Here is a 17,975-nt window from a genome sequence, read left to right as displayed (position 1 = left end):
ACATGGCAATTTCTTCCGTAAGTTCTTCTAAATCTAAATCTAAAAAACTGTTTTCGGAAAAAAAAGGCAAGAGTATCGGGATAGTCCGCTCAATGAACTATAAAATCCCAGGAACCTTCAGCCTTGAGAGCGGAAAAACCCTTTCTAGCGTCAGGATAGAGTACGAAATGTATGGAAAGCTGAATGCCGATAAGAGTAACGTTATCCTGATCTGCCACGCCCTTACGGGAGATGCTCATGCTGCCGGTTTCCATACAGGTGAGCGAAAACCCGGCTGGTGGGACATTGTAATCGGTCCCAATAAAGCGTTTGACACTGAAAAATACTGTGTCATCTGCTCAAACATACTGGGCGGCTGTAAAGGCTCTACAGGTCCTTCTTCCATAGACCCTGAAACCGGAAAAAATTACGGCATCTCCTTTCCCGTAATTACCATAGCAGATATGGTAAAGGCCCAGAAAAAGCTTGTCGAGCACCTCGGAGTAAAACAGCTTTTTGCGGTTGTGGGCGGCTCCATGGGAGGAATGCAGGTGCTCCAGTGGACGGTCAACTACCCCGATATGGTAAAAAAAGCAATTGCAATAGCGACCACAGCCTCTACGACCCCGCAGCAAATCGCATTTGGAGCAATCGGCAGGAAAGCCATAACCGATGATCCGAAATGGAACGAGGGAAACTACTACGGAAAAGAAATCCCTGCACAGGGCCTGGCCCTTGCACGCATGATAGGGCATATTACATACCTGAGTGACGCTTCAATGCAGGAGAAGTTCGGAAGGCTCGAGCGGGATGCGGATGCAGCAGGCATGAAAAACACGACAGGCACGACAAGCACGAATTTGTCTGAACTCTCCCCGGCTGCCTCCCCTGAACTCTCCCTGGATGTCTCCCCTGACCTCGCTCCAAACTTTCAGGTTGAGAGCTATCTGAATTATCAGGGAGATAATTTTACAAAGCGTTTTGATGCCAATTCTTACCTGTATATTACAAAAGCCGTGGACTACTTTGACCTTGCAAAAAACGGCTCCCTTATAGAGGGCTTTTCCGGAGTTACTGCAAAGTATCTAGTAATTTCTATCTCTTCAGACTGGCTCTATCCCCCTTACCAGGGTCAGGAGATCGTATCGGCTCTTACTGCAAACGGAATAGATGCCAGGTACGAAGAAATCAGGTCTCAATACGGACACGATGCTTTTCTGCTTGAAGAGGGACAGCTGAACTACCTGATAAGGGGCTTCCTCTCGCAGATTCTTGTAAGCGACGTGATGAACCGGAATTTCTATTCGGTCTCAAGAGACGAAACAATCGAGCACGCGTCAAGACTCATGGTAAAAGAACGTGTGAGCCACCTGCCGGTCATTTCAGAGGATGAAAAGCTTGAAGGCATTGTTACCTCCTGGGACATTACAAAAGCAGTAGCCTGCAAAATCAATGAGCTAGATGAAATTATCACACGGTATGTCAAGTACGTATATGAAGACGAAAGGATTGAGAAAGCGTCCTCAATAATGGAAGATTACTCAATTTCCGCACTTCCGGTCATTGATTCCGAGCACCGCGTAATAGGCATTGTTACGAGCGAAAGCATAAGTGCTCTTATTTCTAAGTAAACGTAAACATAAGTACCGAAAAGTCGATGAATAGTGAAAGTGTCAAAACGGGTAGTGAAATTAAGATGTGACGGAGTTCAGGTTATTCTAATAAATTTTAAAAATAGATTGAATCTAAAGTCCTCAGTAGACAGTTGCTTTATAGTTCAACGTAAGTATATTTTTATGATTATATGGATAAAATAGTTAGCGGTGAAATATATTCTAAAAAAGTGAGTATAAGCCAGTTTGTTATCAGGTGGCTAAAATAGAGGGAAACATGATAACTGACTTATAAATAAACATACCTCATACTTTGCTAATAAATAATTTTTGCAGAAAGTGTCTCCTAATAAGAGGCGTGAGCAAGGGTTTGAATCTTATCCCTCACACTCTTAGGGCTCGTTACGAAATAACCTGGATAATGCATAATTATGTTGGGATTTAATCGGTGGGCTTGCTTGTGAAAATGGTGGAGTACAGTCTAAAAAGTTGCCTATGTTATTTCGCGGTGAGCCCTAAGAAGTTCTTAAGACACAGCCAGTTTACTGGCTCTGCCTGCACCAAAAATGGAGTCGTTTTTTGGTTAAATAAACGACTCCATGATTCATAGCTTTTTTAAATAAACTTTGATTCGTAAGTGATTTAATTACTAAAAAATTACTCTTGTTGTTCTCTTTTATTAGGCAGTTTTTCAGGAATCTCTTCAACAAGTGCTTTTTGGAACCTCTTCGTCGTATTCTGGTAATCTTCTTCTGTTTTAATTAAAATATTTCCATATACAGGAATGAAGGTATATCCTCTTTCGTCGTTTCCTTTAGTACAAAAGAAATAGGTTTTCCCTGGCTGTAGGAGTTCATCTCCCTCTGTAAGAATCAGAAATGTGTCATCGTTGATGGTTTGGAAGCCACCTCTTTGATTTACAATAACTTTTCCTGAAACATCACCTTTTATTGTTTCTAAGACCTCAACGCTGAAATGTGTACGGACATATGGCTCGGTGGAGTTACCAACTTGCTCAATGACTTTACCAATGAATGCATCAGTTGAAGCACCAATTAGTTCTCGGTCATCAGAAACATTGATAGCATAGAGAGCAGTACCATAGGAGATTTGTATATCATCACCCGTTTCATTTGGTTGAGCGATATAAACAATGGTACTTAGGATGGCTGCAAGTACGAAGACTGCGAGTAGCTTATTAAATTTATTTTCCACTATTTTCACTCCTGTAGAATTAATATAGATAATTATAAGAGTCTATATCGTCTACTCCTAGTGTGGTTCTACTTGTTGCATGTTCATACATTATATTGTTTGAATTACTGTGGGCAAGTCCTAATGCATGCCCTAATTCGTGTGAAGCAGCCATTTTTTTGTAACTAGCTGTGAAACTGTCGAAATAGTATTCATTGAATCTGATTAAATCTGTGAATGTTGATAAAGGATGGTATTATCCAACCATTCCATCATCTTCGTTGTAATAGTCACCATATTGGTCATCTTCATATGTCCAAATGGTATCTGGTAAAATATCGACTTCACCGAGATCATTCCATAAGTCGAATGAGTACTCTTGAGCATCAGTGTATTGTGTACTTCCTCCGTAGCGGATTTCTCCATCATCGACGGCACTATAGCCTAAGACGTAGACATTGGCTGAGGCCACGCTAATAGAACTAATGATCAACATTGTGATCAATATCGATAAAACTTTGATTCTGTGTTCCTTCATTTTATTTCGCCTCTTATTTAAAGGCAGGATTACGCAAACCTTAACATCGCCAAAGCCAACCATAACCAAGGCAAAAGGAATCTGTATAGTAACTATTTTTCCATACCTTAACATCGCCAAAGCCAACCATTGAGGACCATTGCAAGTATACAATTAGCGTGAGAAACTTTGTGATCTCGTGATTTGGGAAACTTTTCATTGATCAATTTGTCAACTTCGAGTTCACGGAATAAACTGACTATGATTCCAAGATGTCCTAAAAAGGTAGTACGTTTGATTATGGCATTTGACTTATTGTTGCTGTTTTTAGGGATGTGGAAGTCACAAAAAGAGATATTGTGCTGAATATATTTAATTATTCATCAACCTGCCGAATGCAGATCTTATCCAGCCCATATTCTGTTAAAATCCTGGATAGCTGTTGTGGATGGATAGCTGTTGTGGATGGATAGCTGTTGTGAATGGATAGCTGTTGTGGATGGATAGCTGTTGCAGAAATAGACGCAATTTATCATGATTTCTCACTTAACCAAAGACGTATGCATTCTTTTTTAAAAAATTTTAAATATTTTTTAATATTATTTCCACTATGGAAAACAAAAAAAATTTAGGCTACTTTGGATTTTTAGGAATTAAAGGAGTAGTGGGACTAGCAACCGAAAACTATGAAATGGCAGGATACGTGGCTTTTTTTGTTTTTTTATCTTTTTTAAATATTTCAAAGAATACTAATTTCTAAAAAAAGTCATGTTTTTGAAAATTAGCTAAGAAGTAGATGGTAGGGTTTTGAGTCCCTATTCTCAAGCCCTACCTGCGATCCAACCCTAGATTAAGAGGAAACCCTACTACTCTTAATCTGTACATCTATGACAACATCAATATATATATCATAATTGATACGAAAAATTAAATTTTATTTTAAATTTTGATATAATTAAATAATTATATTATATTAAAAATTATAATGTCATTGAAAATAACAAAAATTGCATAAGAAAAGCGCTATAGTGAGCTTGAAATTTTTTACGCCAAATTATTTTTCGTTAGGGTACAATTTTTGATGTAATTAATTTAAAATAATTTATCTTATTATTATATGCTGGAGTTGGAAAATAAGGTGGGGTATAATCTACCACACAAAGAATCACCTGGAGGGTCGCTGATCCTTTCTTCGAATTTAATATGTTTGGGGAAGCATAAACAAGATTCGAAGACTGTATTGGGGAATGCAGTAAGGATGCAGTGCCTCTGGGTTTCTTCTTACGTTAACTTTTCTGCTGTTTTTCACCGGATGTTTTTTGATCTTTTCAATTTTGATTAAGAGCCTATCTGAAAAGTCAGTAATGCAATGTTGAAAAGTCATAATGGGTATATAATATCAGAGTGTCCGTCCCGGTTTTGCATATTGCATATTGTAAAAGTTACAGTATGTAACCACTTTTCGGATAGGTCCTAAGTGATTGATATTTAGTGCAAAAAGAAAAAAACGATTGGCTCAAAATCCTGAATTATGAATTTTTACCTGTACAACCTTATTAGGTATACCGAACCGCTCTTGTCATGCTAACGTAGGAGAGCGGCTTTCAGACAAAAAAGAAGAAAGAAATGGAGTAAAAGCAACAAAGCAGCTACCAACTAAACCTTAAACCTGAAAGGCTTAAAAGCTCTTCATTCGGGCTTCAAAGTTCTTTTTCATGGCTTTTTTTAAAAGGCCGGTCGCCTGCGACCGGTGGGAGTGTAGGGTTCTGAAAATGGAAATAACTGACAACATCTGCGGGCTAAAACAAGCATGAAATCGTAACCTGAAAGAATTAGAATCCAAAGCCAAAATTGAGTTAAAACAAAGAATTTGAGTTAAAATAAGGAGTTAATTTACTAGAAAAGCCTTTTAGGATTTTTTAAAGTGATCCATAAGGTCTGGTCCAATTTTATGTAATTTAGTTCTGTACTCAGTTAATTTACTACTTATTTAAGTCATTACCCAGTTAAGTCACTTAGTCAAGTTATTACTTATTTAAGTCACTTAGTCAAGTTATTACTTATTTAAGTTACTTAGTCAAGTTATTACGTAACAATTCAGGTAGCCTTTGAAAGGCTACAATTTTTCCTCTTTTCGAGGAAAAATTGCATATAAATTGAATCCTATTTTGTTTCGTTATTATGCTTACACGTGAAGAGATCCTCGTTATCTATGAAGCTGGTCCTGAAGCTGTAATTTCTGTAATCCAGAGACTTGAAACTATCATAGAAGAACAAGCTATTCGAATTGCTGAACTAGAAGAACGTGTAAGGATTTTAGAATCTCGCTTAAATCAAAATAGCAGAAACAGCAGTAAACCTCCTTCTACTGACTTTTTAGTCAAAGAAAAACCTAATCCCAAGAGTCTCCGGAAAAAGAGTGGGAAGAAACCTGGAGGTCAAGAAGGTCATCCAGGCACAACTCTTGATATGGTTAATGATCCTGATTAGGTAATTGAACATTCTTTGACCTGCTGCAAAGAATGTGGACATACTCTTGAGGATGTTGAAGTTGAAGCTTATGAGAGAAGACAAATTTTTGATATTCCTCCTGTAAATCTAATTGTTACGGAACATCRAAGTCAGATTAAGACCTGTACTCACTGTGGAAAATCAAATAAAGCTTCTTTTCCAGAATCTGTGARATATCCCGTCCAGTATGGTCCTAATATTTTAGCTTCAGCAATTTACTGTAAAAACTACCAGTTTATTCCCTATAAAAGGATTTTAGAGTTTTTTGATGACGTTATGGGGATAAAAATCTGTTCTGCTACGATAATCAGAGCAGAAAAAGAATGCTTCCGGAATTTAGAGGAGTTTGAAAATGTGAGTCAGGAGAGGTTAATAACTTCTCCTGTAATCCATTGTGATGAAACTGGGATGAAAATTGAAGGAAAAAGGCATTGGCTTCATGTAGCTTCTAATGACAAATACACCTGTTATTTTGCTCACTCAAAAAGAGGATCAGAAGCAATTAATGCCATGGGAATTCTTCCAGAGTTTAAAGGAATAGCAGTTCATGACGGATGGAAACCCTATAACAGTTATGAATGTGATCATGCTCTTTGCAATGCTCATCTCCAGAGAGAACTTACTGGAATTGAGGAGAACTATAAACAGCAATGGGCTAAAGAGATGAATGAACTGTTAACAGAAATGAAAAAGTATACTGATGAGTGTAAAGAGCAGGTCAAAGATCTGGACTTTGAGCAAATTAAAGTGTTAGAAGAAAGGTTCGATGCTGTAGTCATGAAAGGGATTGAAGAAAATCCACCTTCTCTAAACCCTGAAAAACAAGGAAAACGTGGTAAAAATCCAAAAACAAAAGCAAGGAACCTACTTGACAGGTTTATAGAAAACAAAAAACAGATCCTGAGATTCCTCAATGACTTGAGAGTTCCGTTTGAGAATAACCAAGCAGAAAGAGACATAAGGATGATGAAATTACAGCAGAAAATATCAGGAACTTTCAGAACTATACAAGGAGCGGAAGCTTTCTGCAGAATTAGAGCTTATATCTCAACCATTAAAAAGAACGATTTACCTGTTATAGACGGTATTCTCGCGGCGCTCAAAGGAGCGCCGCTATTATTCTGAGAATTTCAGCATTTTGCTGAAAAAACATACTTTTTTATCAGTGGCTGAATAGTTACGTTATTACTTATTTAAGTTACTTAGTCAAGTTATTACTTATTTAAGTTACTTAGTCAAGTTATTACTTATTTAAGTCACATATCTTCTTTGTACGTCTTCTTCATACATTGGGACTGACCCTATGGACCAATTATGTATATGTAAGTAATAGTATAAAAAAGCAACGACTTTAATCTTATTTTTTAGCAGTACTGCTATCTAACATCCACAACAAAGCACAACATTTAAATTCCAATGCCCGAAACCAACGCTTCAAAACAGGTTAACAACAGGTGATCACATGAGACTCCCACCCAAAAAAGTAAAAAATAGATGCCTTCTGGGACAGGTTCTGGAGTGGTGGGCTGTCCAATCTTTTGCAGTCCATTGAGCAGATGTCGTACCTCTTTTCCATGAAAAAGCTTGAGGATATGGACGTGCTGGAGCAGGGGTGGGCGAACGTGAACGGACAGGTTTACGTTTCTATCTATGAGGGGCATGAGGATTGCAGGTGGTCGGAATGGAAGCACAAACCGGCTGAGGAGATGATGAAGCACGTCAGGGACGTTGTGTTTCCGTTCATCAAGAATATTCATGATGGAGAGCGCTTTTTTCGCAGCATATGAAGAACGCTGTGTTCATGGTCCCCAAGCCGTCTCTTGTGCAGGAAGCGGTAGGAATCATTGATGAGCTCGACATTTCAGGGCAGAGTTCTGAATCACCATCTAAAAACCCCAGAACCCACCGTGCTTTGCACCCCTTCCATGATAGAAGGTGTAGACATTGCAGATGAATCCTCCAGGTTTCAAATTTTGATTAAAGTCCCGTACCCAAATATTTTTGATTAAAGTCCCGTACCCAAATATTTTTGATTAAAGTCTCGTACCCAAATATTTTTGATTAAAGTCCCGTACCTGAATATAAGTGATATTTACATTCCAAAAAGGAAAGATGACGACCCATTTTTTTATAAATACAAAACTGCTATAATACAAAACTGCTATTTTAGTATGCCAGAGTATTGGATGGTCTATAAGATCAGAGGAAAATTGGGCCTATACCTTTACCTTGGATTCCAGATTCCCTAAATATATTTCAGATAACAGTAATTTGATGAAAAACTCTGTGAACTTTTATGAGAAAAGAATTTTTGGTTTCCCCTCAGAAAAAACAATACCGAAATTGAAGAAAGAAATATTCCAGAATTTACTTTTTGAAAGAACATTAAACCAGGGTCATATGAGATCCCCTCCTAAAAATAACCCCTGAAATTCACCATTTCATGTAGGATCTGGAAGACTTATAATAAGGGAATTATACTAGGGAAATTATAATAGGGAATTATAATGGGTGAATTATAATTTTAAATAAGAACGAGTTAATGAGAAATTAATTTACTAGAAAAGCCTTTTAGAATCTTTTGAAGTGATCCATAAGGTCTGGTCCAATTTTATGTAATTTAGTTCTGTACTCAGTTAATTTACTACTTATTTAAGTCATTACTCACTTAAGTTTCCTTAGTCAAGTTACTACTTATTTAAGTCACATATCTTCTTCGTACGTCTTCTTCATACATCAGGGACTGACCCTATGGACCAATAATAACTATGTAGGTAAAGGTATAAATAAACAACGATCTGAAACTTGTTTTTTCGCAGTACTGTGATTGAAATGCCCGGAAAACACGGAATTACAGAATTAGATGTAGCACAGCCTCTTTAAGTTGGGGTGGCCGCACGCAGTTTGATTTTACTCTGTAGGTTCTGTGAGCGTGCTCAACTCTGAAATCTTCTCCACAACTTTTTCAACATCTTCTACTGCCTCTGGCATCTGGAGCATTTTCACAAAACTATCGTGAAGATTGTGAAATGGACTTTCGCCGATTTCACCCACGATCAAAACATTGATCCCTCGATTTTTCAGAAACTCCGTAGTCTTCAAACCTCTCTTTTTTTCCAGGTCTGAGGCAGGGTTTTCGCTGATATCCCAGCTTTTTATTTTACTATCTTCCAGTTCGATAAAAATAAAATACGGGGCTTTGCCAAAATGCCGGGAAATCTTTGAGTGTAAACCTTCTTGCATTTGAATAGGAACTGCAATTTTCATTACTGACATCTTTCCAGGCTTTGCATTGACGACTAAATGTTCCAGGTTCTTTACCTCATTTTCCACAATCTTTTCTATTTCCTCGGAAAGCATCTCCACTCTTTTAAGATTAGCATCGCCCTCTATTTCTATTTCAATTTCCCCGAATACTACCAGACCGGACTTCCGAAGTCTGATTTCCCCAACAGTTTTCACGCCCTGAATACTGCCCACATTCTGTCTGATTCTTCTAATTGAATCTTTATCCAGCCATGCGTCCATCAGTGTCATTATAGAGTCCTTTGCTATACCGATTCCAAGCTTGAATATCATTAAAGAGATGACCAGCACTCCAACACTATCGAGCCATAACACGCCTAAGACTGAACCGATAATTGTAATGGCAACTATCAGGGAACTGAAAACGTCTGTATAGGAGTGTAGTGCATCGGCAATCAAAGCCTGAGAATCTATCTGTTTGCCGACTTTGAACTTATATTGCGATAATGCATACATTACCACTACCGAAAATACAGCTGTGCCAAGTGCAATCCCCTGCATTTTCACCTCAACAGGATTTGTGATGTTCAGCAGCGCCTCACGTACAAGTTCGAATCCAGAAAAGAGGATTATAATAGATACAAAAAGTGAAACAAGGTTGTCTGCTTTGTAGTAGCCGTAGGGGAACTTTTCTTCACTGCCCTTCAGGCTGAGCTTGAGCCCTATCCAGACGGCAAGTGATGTGAAAATATCCAGGGACGTATGGATAGCATCTGCGATAAGAGCAGCACTTCCGGAATAAAAGCCGACGATGCCTTTTAAAATTGAAAGAAAAAACAGAGTAAAAGTGGCATTCTTTGAAGCCTTAGCTCCTAACAATAAGTTCTCCTGTACAGCCATTTTCTCACATCATTCTTGAATATATACATACAGAAAAATACACACATGCAATAAACGTATTATTTTGGGGTTAATATTCAACCCTTTCCCTTGCTGTGACGTTTTTTTCAAAGGGATATTTCACAAGCTTCATCTCCGTTAACAGGTCTGCCCTTTCTACCAGTTCCCCAGGAACCCTCCTCCCTGTCAGGACAACTGTGGTTTCTTCCGGGATCTCCTCCAGCAGTTTGAGGATATCTTCGGTCTTACAATACCAAAATTGGCTGCAAGACTTATCTCGTCCAGTATCAGACCGACCCGTATTTTTCCTGCTATAAGGGTTCTGATCATCCCTCCTGGGATCCCAAACCTGGTATTTAATACCTTAAAATGCTTTTTTTCACTCATTGATATGTTTTCATCTTTATCGGGGCATATTGAGGGATTAATTAAGCAATAGCCATACTGGATTCTACAGTATAACCTTCCCTAAAAATTAATGAATAATTATGACTTTTTGTTTATAAATAGGTTTACGTATACCGCCAGCATTCAGGAATAATAAAAATTGTGATTAAGCAGGTCCCAAAACTAAAAATTTGTTTAGAAGTACGTGCCGAGCTCGATAAGGAGCTTTCGAAGTTTCCCTGGCTTACACCCATTGTTATTGAGATATTTGGCGGCAAGTTCGACCCTGAGAAACTGCGCTTACCTGACAACATAATTGCCAGGCTGCTGGGAAGCTCCTTACATAATATGCCAGCAATCGACATCTGGGATTGGGAGGCGATTCGCATTTGAGTTAAAATAAGAAATTAATAATAAGGAATTAATAATAAGGGACTAATAATAAGGAACTAATAATAAGAAATTAATTAATAAGAAATTAATTTACTAGAAAAGCCTTTTAGAATCTTTTAGAGTGATCCATAAGGTCTGGTCCAATTTTATGTAATTTAGTTCTGTACTCAGTTAATTTACTACTTATTTAAGTCATTACCCAGTTAAGTTACTTAGTCAAGTTATTACTTAGTAGTCAAGTTATTACTTATTTAAGTCACATATCTTCTTTGTACGTCTTCTTCATACATCGGGACTGACCCTATGGACTAATACTATATATAAGTAATAATATAAAAAAACAACGAACGTGGACTCTTTTTTTTACTGCTCCCTAACATCCACAACAAAGCACAATATTTAAATTTGATTTTCCTGAAAATCTCATTTTCCCTTCATTAATGGAGGTACATTTCCAATTTTCTTTGTTAAGTTCACACTTGAATTTTAAATTTTCTTTGTTAAATTCTCACTTTCATTTTCAGCTTTTTTTGTTAAATTCTCACTTTCATTTTCAGCTTTTTTTGTAAAGGTCTCACTTTCATTTACAGCTTTTTTTGTTAAGTTTTCACCTGTTTTTTCTACTTCTTTTGTTAAGTTTTCACCTGTTTTTTCTACTTTTTCTGTTTCATTTTCCACCGCTTTTTGAGAGCAACCGGAAGCAAATAACATTAGTGAAAGAGTCATCACTGCAATAAGCACAGTACCTAAAACTTTTATTCTTCTTATAACTTCTACCCCCTTTTATTTATAAAACATGCATGTGAAAATGTATCCCCCATGTATAATATATATTTATCTATATGTATTTTATCTCCGACACTCTGTAGCTTCTCTTTTTGATATCTCTTTTTGATATCTCTTTTTGATATCTCTTTTTGAATCAATTTTCAGGAACTGCTAATTAATAGTAATTAATAGTAACTTATAAGGTAACTTTCAGCCATACCTTTAGTAAAAGCAATTTTTCCTCGGAAAGAGGAAAAATTGCATATAAAATATCCCTCTTTTTCAACATCATGCTTACACGTGAAGAAATTCTTGAAATCTATGAAGCTGGTCCTGAAGCAGTTATTGCTGCAATCCAGAGATTTGATTATATCATAGAGAAACAAGTTTTTCAGATTTCTGAACTTGAAGAACGTGTAAGAGTTTTAGAGGCTCGTTTAAATCAAAATAGCAGAAACAGCAGTAAACCTCCTTCTACTGATTTTCATGTAAGAGATAAACCTAACCCTAAGAGTCGCCATGAAAAGAGTGGCAAGAAAGCTGGAGGTCAAGAAGGTCATCCAGGCACAACTCTTGATAAGGTTGATAATCCTGATTAGGTGATTGAACATTCTTTGACTTGTTGTGAATTAAAGGGATTGAAGTAAATCCACCTTTTCTAAACCCTGAAAAACAGGGGAAACGTGGTAAAAACCCAAAAACCAAAGCAAGGAACCTACTGGATATGTTTATAGAAAATAAAGAACAGATCCTGAGATTCCTGACTGATTTGAGAGTTCCATTTGAAAACAATCAGGCAGAAAGAGATATCAGGATGATGAAATTACAGCAGAAAATATCAAGAACTTTCAGAACCATACAAGGAGCGGAAGCTTTCTGCAGAATAAGAGCTTACATTTCTACTATTAGAAAGAATGGTTTACCTGTTATAGACGGTATTCTAGCGGCGCTCAATGGAGCGCCGCTATTATCCCGAGAATTGAAGCATTTTGCTGAGAAAACATACTTTTTTATCAGTGGCTGAATAGTTACACTATTTTTTTGCTTTGTAGCCTCTTTTTTAGGATCGTGGGATGCAGGATATTTGATTAATGGAGTGGGGTCTAATGTATTAATCGCTCAGGTATCTTTACTGGATGAAAACAGTACCTAATTACAAAACGAAACTCTGATACTAATTACACAGCATGAAGATATTATTTTGTTGAGAAGTATAAAGCGTTAATGAATTTACTAAATTGCATGCTATTCCTACATCTCAAATAAAATCAATAAATATAAGAGCAGAGAAAATGAACTTTTTGTCTTGGATATCACAATTATTTGGATGAATATTATTTCATTAAGTTGATTTCTCTAAGTGCCTGCAACGAAATAACCTATGCAACTTATAATTTATTGTAACTTTGATTGGCGACCTTGATAGTGAATATCAAAACGTCCAATCAGGAATATGCATAGATTATTCTGTGACGGGGCCTAAGCTTGTTTCTGTGTTCGCCAGCTCTATTTTATTTTTGCCATCAGCTTTGCGCTTCAGCGGACGCTTTCATTCCAGCTATCGTTCAGAATCGTAATCATGACGTCAGAAGCAGGAATAGTTAAACCTAAATTCCTTTCATGAAGTTCCTGCTATGTCGAGAAGAAATCTTTTGAGAATTATTCACCTTCCTCTTCCTCCATCAGATTCCAATAACTTTAAAAGCAATGCCCTTTATCAAAATGTGAATTTCAATGCTTACGATCAGGGTTAATAATTCCCTGATTTCTTTCTTAAAATGCCGGGCTGTTTTTTCCCGGACTTTCAACCGTACAACTTTATGAGAGATGAAAATGGAACTCGACGAAGTCATAATCACACGGGCAATTTTTGAAGAGTATTCAAAAACCTTCCTTGACTACACGGACATTGATGTAGCACTTGTAGGAGGGGGACCTGCAAACTTGGTGGCTGCAAGGTACCTGGCTGAAGCCGGGGCAAAGGTTGCCATTTATGAGCAGAAGCTGTCACTTGGGGGTGGCATGTGGACTGGCGGCATGATGTTCCCACGCATAGTTGTACAGGAAGAAGCCTGCCACGTCCTGGACGACTTCGGGATCAGGTATAAGGAGTACCAGCCCGGGTATTATGTGGCAAATTCTGTGGAATCTGTCGGAAAGTTGATAGCAGGGGCAACTTCGGCAGGGGCTGAGGTCTTTAACCTTGTGAGCTTTGAGGACGTCATGATTCGGGAGAATGACAGGATCACTGGAATTGTCATCAACTGGGGACCTGTAACAACTCAGCGCCTGCATGTGGATCCTCTCATGATCCGCACAAAACTCGTGATTGACGGGACAGGGCATGATGCGGTTGTTTGCAACACGATTCTCCGGAAGATACCCGATGCAAAGATCGGAGAACTCGGCATGCTCGGGGAAAAGCCAATGTGGTCTGAGGTAGGCGAGCGCCTTGCTGTGGATGCAACCCAGGAAATCTATCCCGGGCTGATTGTTACAGGCATGGCCGCAAATGCCGCAACTCGTGCCCCGAGAATGGGTCCTGTCTTCGGAGGCATGCTACTTTCCGGAGAAAAGGCTGCAAAACTTGCCCTTGACAGACTTAAAAATATCTGATATTTATCTGAAACCCACCGAAGCCCTCCTAAAATCGGGTTTTTACCGGCTCGGAACGCCGGGTAGCAGAATCACTCCCTTCTCGAAGAAGGGTATCCTGCTTTTCCGGCAAAAACTTTATATAAAAAAACTCCTTCTATAGGTTGCTTCAAACCTGAAGTACCAGACCCTGTGGCCGGGGTAGGGTAGAGGTTATCCTGTGGCCCTGTGGAGGCTACGATCCGAGTTCGATTCTCGGTCCCGGCCCTAAACTATTTTTAAATTATTTTTCTTCTCTTATGTGGTTACGGTGTTTTTTGCGGCACCCCTTTTATATTGTTCTACCAGTCACCTGCAATTTAATACCTGAATGCAATCTATACTTCACCTCCGATAATCAAGTAAATGGAAATGAGAACTGACATGAAAGCACTCATTATAGACGGTTATGTGGACGAGCCCGCCTGTCTTGGGGTTCCTCCTTATCTATCTCCTTACGCCCGGTACATAGCAGGAGCTCTTAGAGAGCGCGGGCTTTCCGAAAATGAGATTCACTACCTGACCATCGACACCCTGAGGGAAAACCCGCCCGGGGTCGGCGGGCTTATAGGAAAGGTAGACCTTCTGGTCATTATTGCAGGTATGACCGTGCCTGGAAAATACCTTCGGGCATCCCCAATCACACCTGGAGAGATCGAAACTATTTTTCGAGCTGTGAATGGGATAAAGGTTATAGGTGGCCCTATCAGGCTCGGTTTCAGTAGCGAAGGCGGAAGGGCTGCAAAGGGGATGGAAAGTGGAATAAGTCTGGAAGAAGCCACACTTGCAAAAATGGACCTAGAGGCTTTTATTTACGATCTCTTTGAAGGGGGGGCTGGCGAGAATTCAATCAGCGGAGGCAGCGGAAGCTTCTCTGCCAGGCTGAAAGCCCCGGAATCCGTTGACCACCGTTTCAGGACAACAGCCGAGATCGGGCGCTGGGGGCCGAAAGGGGCTTTTTTGATCAGGCAGCACCCGGACTATCCTTATTGTATGTGCGAGCTTGAAACTTACAGAGGCTGCGGCAGGCATGTCCACTGCTCTTTCTGCACCGAGCCATTTTATGGGGCTTCGGACTACAGGCCTGTAGAGGACGTTGTTTCCGAAGTCTCTGCACTTTATTCCCATGGAGCCCGCTATTTTAGAATAGGAAGACAGCCTGACCTTTTCTCCTATCATGGGACCGATGCAGGAGGGCCTGTCCCGAAACCCGTGCCTGAGATTCTTGAAAAGCTTTACCGTGGAATCCGAAATTCCGCACCTGAACTTTCTGTGCTCCACATGGACAATGCAAACCCGATAACCCTTGCAGCATACCCCGAAGAGTCAGAGCAGATCCTGAAGACGATTATTAAATATCACACCTCCGGAGATGTAGCAGCCTTTGGGATGGAGACTGCCGACCCGAAAGTGGTTGCAGCAAATTCCCTCAAGGCGACTTCCGAAGAAGTTTTTGAGGCGATCAAACTGGTAAACAGGTTTGGAGCAGTGCGCGGGGCAAACGGGCTTCCGGAAATTCTCCCAGGCATTAATTTCGTCCACGGGCTTATGGGGGAGACGAAAAAGACCTTCCAGCTGAACTACGATTTTCTGCAGCAGGTGGTTGATTCAGGTTTACTCCTGCGTAGAATCAATATCCGGCAGGTTATGGCATTTCCCGGAACTCCAATGTACGGCAGGGACGAAGCAGCCAGGAAGCATAAGAAACTCTTTCTGGACTATAAAGACAAGGTCCGGAAGAATTTCGACCTTCCACTGCTCCGGCGGGTAGTGCCGGAAGGAACGGTACTGAATGATGTAATGTGTGAGGTACATGACAGAGGGATCACTTTCGGAAGGCAACTTGGCTCTTATCCTCTGCTTGTGGGAGTTCCTGCCCTCATTCCTCTGCGGAAATTCACGGACATTACTGTCACAGGACACGGGATGCGTTCGATTACTGGAATTCCCTATCCTTTGCACATAAACACCGCATCTCCTACCCTTATCCGGGAACTCCCCAGTATCGGCAGAAAAACGGCTGATTCTATAGCAGCAGGAATTCCCTATAATGACAGAGAGGATTTTCTCAGAAGGGCAAATGAGGGAGAAAAGATTATCAGCTTTATAGAAATTTGATTCCCTAAATCTTTTTATTTCTTCTTTTACTTTCTTTTTCCGGCATTCTACTAGTACTAATATTTTTTTATGTATCTGCATCCTGAAATTGGAATATTTTATTCAGGAAAATCCTTTTTCAGCCTAGCAACATCCCCAATTTCTGGAGCTTAAAGCTCCAAATCTTTCAAATAAACAGCTATTTATTCAATCCCGAATCATTTTAAATGGGATATTTCAGGGGGAGTTGCTTGAGCGAGAGCGTAGAATATTTATATAGAGTAAAGATTGCTTTTCAGTTGAGCTTTATTGTATGGGTCATGATTGGAATTTTTTTGTTTTATGCTACTTTTGAGGGGCAGTCCAAAATGCTTGGAACATTTCTACTTCTTTTCTCAGTTATTCTTTTCACGCCTTTTTTGCCTGACGGAACAGATTATAGTGATATTGAAAATCTAAATGACTATAAGGAAGAGAAATTTTAGGAAACATGGAATTTCCCTGCAGGGTTTACAAGGCTTCATTTTAATATAATTTAAAACCTCATTTTTTTATAAAAACTCCTCTTTACTATTTCAGCTGTACGAATATAAAGTTCCACAATGGTTCCAAGAATTAAAATGATTGAAATTGGGAGAGGTTTGAATCCAAATGGGGTGGCAAATGAGGAAAAGGGAAGCTGAGAGTCAGGATTTCGATCAGCAGGGTGGTTACAAGCAGATATTTTCCAGGTTTGCTCTTGAAAAAGGGTTTCATGCTCCGGACTACGAGTAATATAAAGGATGCTAAAATAACAGATTCTATAAACCAGCCGGTTCTGAACTGTTCTGTCATCCCAGTGAGAAGAAGTAAAACGCCGAAAGTGAGGTAGTCGAATACCGAACTGGTAATCCCAAATGCCATCATAAACTTACGGATGAAATCTGTATCCTATTGGTGAGGTTTTTCAACCATTTTCCTGTCCACAGTATCCGTAGCTATGGTCGTCTCCGGAAAATCAGTCAATAAATTGATTAGCAGGATCTGCTTGGAAAGCAGGGGAAGGAAAGGCAAAAAAGGGATGCTTCTGCCATACTGAACATATTCCCAAAATTGGCACTGGTAGCCATAAAGACATACTTCTGGTATTGGCAAAGGTTTTTCGTCCTTCTTTCACACCCTCTACAAGTGCATCCAGATCCTTTTCCAGAAGCACGATATCCGCAGTTTCTTTAGCAACATCCACAATGCTGTCAACGGAAATTCCCACGTCTGTAGTATGGAGCGCCGAAACGTCTTTTATGCCGTCTCCTATATATTCAACAACGTTTCCGTTTTTTTGAGTGCAAGGATAATCTGCTCTTTCTGGATTGGCTCTATCTTGGCAAAGACATCGGTACCGTTTACCTGCCTGAGCAAAGCTTCACTGCTCATCTGAGCAGGTTCACTCCCGGTTATAAACCTGATGTTCTTAAGCCCGATTTCTCTACTGATGTTCTTAAGCCCGATTTCTCTACTGATGCTGGCAGCTACAAACCTGTTGTCTCCGGCAATATCATTTTAAGAAATTTCAATTTGTTCTATGCTTTCTATAGTTTCTGTAATTCCCTGCTTTGGGGGATCAAAAAAGAAGAGGAAACCGAGGAAGGTCATCCCTATTTCGATTTCCTTTTCGATAATCACCTGCTGGTCCATCTCCCTATACGCAACCCCAAGAGTGCGAAATCCTTTTTTGGTGACCATCGGGTTACCCTCGC

At 39.4% G+C, this 17,975-nt stretch carries 19 protein-coding genes, 1 tRNA gene and 3 pseudogenes; 11 read left to right on the top strand and 12 right to left on the bottom strand.

From position 1 onward, the window contains the following. Positions 1-2: 2 nt before the first annotated feature. Entirely contained in the window at positions 3-1,610 is a 1,608-nt protein-coding gene (locus tag MSWH1_RS09540; RefSeq protein ID WP_048128036.1) for a homoserine O-acetyltransferase, read from the top strand. Between the two features lie 639 nt (positions 1,611-2,249). On the opposite strand, the gene MSWH1_RS09535 is transcribed toward MSWH1_RS09540, so the two are convergent. From MSWH1_RS09535 to MSWH1_RS18205, 4 genes and pseudogenes are all read right to left on the bottom strand, one after another. Next, complete coding sequence (locus tag MSWH1_RS09535) at positions 2,250-2,807, bottom strand: hypothetical protein (RefSeq protein ID WP_048128035.1); 558 nt, start codon at positions 2,805-2,807, stop codon at positions 2,250-2,252. Between the two features lie 19 nt (positions 2,808-2,826). Continuing rightward, entirely contained in the window at positions 2,827-2,961 is a 135-nt protein-coding gene (locus MSWH1_RS20835) for a matrixin family metalloprotease (protein WP_082088093.1), read from the bottom strand. Between the two features lie 81 nt (positions 2,962-3,042). Continuing rightward, positions 3,043-3,438 (bottom strand): hypothetical protein, encoded by a 396-nt coding sequence (locus tag MSWH1_RS09530; protein ID WP_048128032.1) that lies wholly within the window; start codon positions 3,436-3,438, stop codon positions 3,043-3,045. Positions 3,439-3,449: 11 nt separating this feature from the next. Beyond that, positions 3,450-3,638, bottom strand: a pseudogene (locus MSWH1_RS18205) (DUF4277 domain-containing protein); the annotation flags it as partial. Positions 3,639-3,913: 275 nt separating this feature from the next. Between MSWH1_RS18205 and MSWH1_RS19130 the strand changes: the two are divergent. The 4 genes and pseudogenes from MSWH1_RS19130 (at position 3,914) to MSWH1_RS20830 (ending at position 7,823) form a co-directional block, all read left to right on the top strand. After that, positions 3,914-4,063 carry a DUF3796 domain-containing protein gene (locus MSWH1_RS19130; RefSeq protein ID WP_156148137.1) on the top strand — a complete coding sequence of 50 codons (150 nt, stop codon included), beginning with the start codon at positions 3,914-3,916 and terminating at the stop codon, positions 4,061-4,063. Between the two features lie 1,421 nt (positions 4,064-5,484). After that, positions 5,485-6,939 (top strand): annotated as a pseudogene (tnpC, locus tag MSWH1_RS09520) (IS66 family transposase). A 413-nt stretch (positions 6,940-7,352) separates the two neighbouring features. Beyond that, positions 7,353-7,601, top strand: a complete 249-nt coding sequence (locus tag MSWH1_RS20150; RefSeq protein ID WP_048128028.1) for a hypothetical protein — start codon at positions 7,353-7,355, stop codon at positions 7,599-7,601. 60 nt (positions 7,602-7,661) lie between these two features. Next, entirely contained in the window at positions 7,662-7,823 is a 162-nt protein-coding gene (locus MSWH1_RS20830) for a helicase C-terminal domain-containing protein (RefSeq protein ID WP_369798519.1), read from the top strand. Between the two features lie 901 nt (positions 7,824-8,724). Here the strand turns inward: MSWH1_RS20830 and MSWH1_RS09505 are convergent. The 3 genes from MSWH1_RS09505 to MSWH1_RS20140 all read right to left on the bottom strand — a co-directional run bounded on the left by MSWH1_RS09505 (position 8,725) and on the right by MSWH1_RS20140 (position 10,347). After that, entirely contained in the window at positions 8,725-9,939 is a 1,215-nt protein-coding gene (locus MSWH1_RS09505; RefSeq protein WP_231591708.1) for a cation diffusion facilitator family transporter, read from the bottom strand. Positions 9,940-10,030: 91 nt separating this feature from the next. After that, complete coding sequence (locus MSWH1_RS20145; RefSeq protein ID WP_231585720.1) at positions 10,031-10,174, bottom strand: cob(I)yrinic acid a,c-diamide adenosyltransferase; 144 nt, start codon at positions 10,172-10,174, stop codon at positions 10,031-10,033. After that, the gene (locus tag MSWH1_RS20140) at positions 10,147-10,347 is read right to left on the bottom strand and encodes a hypothetical protein (protein WP_048128024.1); all 201 of its coding nucleotides are present in this window, start codon (positions 10,345-10,347) and stop codon (positions 10,147-10,149) included. The genes MSWH1_RS20145 and MSWH1_RS20140 overlap by 28 nt, the downstream gene beginning before the upstream one ends. A 162-nt stretch (positions 10,348-10,509) precedes the next feature. On the opposite strand from MSWH1_RS20140, the gene MSWH1_RS09495 reads away from it, so the two are divergent. Next, positions 10,510-10,740, top strand: a complete 231-nt coding sequence (locus tag MSWH1_RS09495) for a hypothetical protein (RefSeq protein WP_052722657.1) — start codon at positions 10,510-10,512, stop codon at positions 10,738-10,740. Positions 10,741-11,226: 486 nt separating this feature from the next. Here MSWH1_RS09495 and MSWH1_RS09490 read toward each other — a convergent pair whose 3' ends face one another. Further along, the gene (locus MSWH1_RS09490; protein WP_156148136.1) at positions 11,227-11,469 is read right to left on the bottom strand and encodes a hypothetical protein; all 243 of its coding nucleotides are present in this window, start codon (positions 11,467-11,469) and stop codon (positions 11,227-11,229) included. A 329-nt stretch (positions 11,470-11,798) separates the two neighbouring features. On the opposite strand from MSWH1_RS09490, the pseudogene MSWH1_RS18190 reads away from it, so the two are divergent. The 5 genes and pseudogenes from MSWH1_RS18190 (at position 11,799) to MSWH1_RS09460 (ending at position 16,724) form a co-directional block, all read left to right on the top strand. Further along, positions 11,799-12,532 (top strand): annotated as a pseudogene (locus MSWH1_RS18190) (transposase). Positions 12,533-13,341: 809 nt separating this feature from the next. Then, positions 13,342-14,124, top strand: coding sequence for a sulfide-dependent adenosine diphosphate thiazole synthase (locus MSWH1_RS09475; protein ID WP_048128017.1), 783 nt, complete (start codon positions 13,342-13,344; stop codon positions 14,122-14,124). Between the two features lie 174 nt (positions 14,125-14,298). Further along, positions 14,299-14,370 (top strand) — tRNA-His (locus MSWH1_RS09470). A 156-nt stretch (positions 14,371-14,526) separates the two neighbouring features. Then, entirely contained in the window at positions 14,527-16,260 is a 1,734-nt protein-coding gene (locus MSWH1_RS09465) for a radical SAM protein (RefSeq protein ID WP_048130370.1), read from the top strand. A 230-nt stretch (positions 16,261-16,490) separates the two neighbouring features. Beyond that, positions 16,491-16,724, top strand: coding sequence for a hypothetical protein (locus MSWH1_RS09460; RefSeq protein WP_231585666.1), 234 nt, complete (start codon positions 16,491-16,493; stop codon positions 16,722-16,724). A gap of 130 nt (positions 16,725-16,854) precedes the next feature. Here the strand turns inward: MSWH1_RS09460 and MSWH1_RS20825 are convergent, their stop codons facing one another. The 4 genes from MSWH1_RS20825 to MSWH1_RS20130 all read right to left on the bottom strand — a co-directional run bounded on the left by MSWH1_RS20825 (position 16,855) and on the right by MSWH1_RS20130 (position 17,961). Continuing rightward, entirely contained in the window at positions 16,855-17,142 is a 288-nt protein-coding gene (locus tag MSWH1_RS20825; protein ID WP_369798591.1) for a hypothetical protein, read from the bottom strand. Between the two features lie 94 nt (positions 17,143-17,236). Next, positions 17,237-17,464: a hypothetical protein gene (locus MSWH1_RS20135; RefSeq protein WP_231591706.1), complete on the bottom strand. Its 228-nt coding sequence runs from the start codon at positions 17,462-17,464 to the stop codon at positions 17,237-17,239. Positions 17,465-17,529: 65 nt separating this feature from the next. Further along, positions 17,530-17,652 (bottom strand): hypothetical protein, encoded by a 123-nt coding sequence (locus tag MSWH1_RS20545; protein WP_255350457.1) that lies wholly within the window; start codon positions 17,650-17,652, stop codon positions 17,530-17,532. Positions 17,653-17,778: 126 nt separating this feature from the next. Next, entirely contained in the window at positions 17,779-17,961 is a 183-nt protein-coding gene (locus MSWH1_RS20130) for a hypothetical protein (protein WP_048128012.1), read from the bottom strand. Positions 17,962-17,975: the final 14 nt, after the last annotated feature.

The organism is Methanosarcina sp. WH1 (assembly GCF_000970005.1).
Taxonomy (GTDB): Archaea; Halobacteriota; Methanosarcinia; order Methanosarcinales; family Methanosarcinaceae; genus Methanosarcina.
This window is presented reverse-complemented; position numbering and strand designations above follow the sequence as displayed.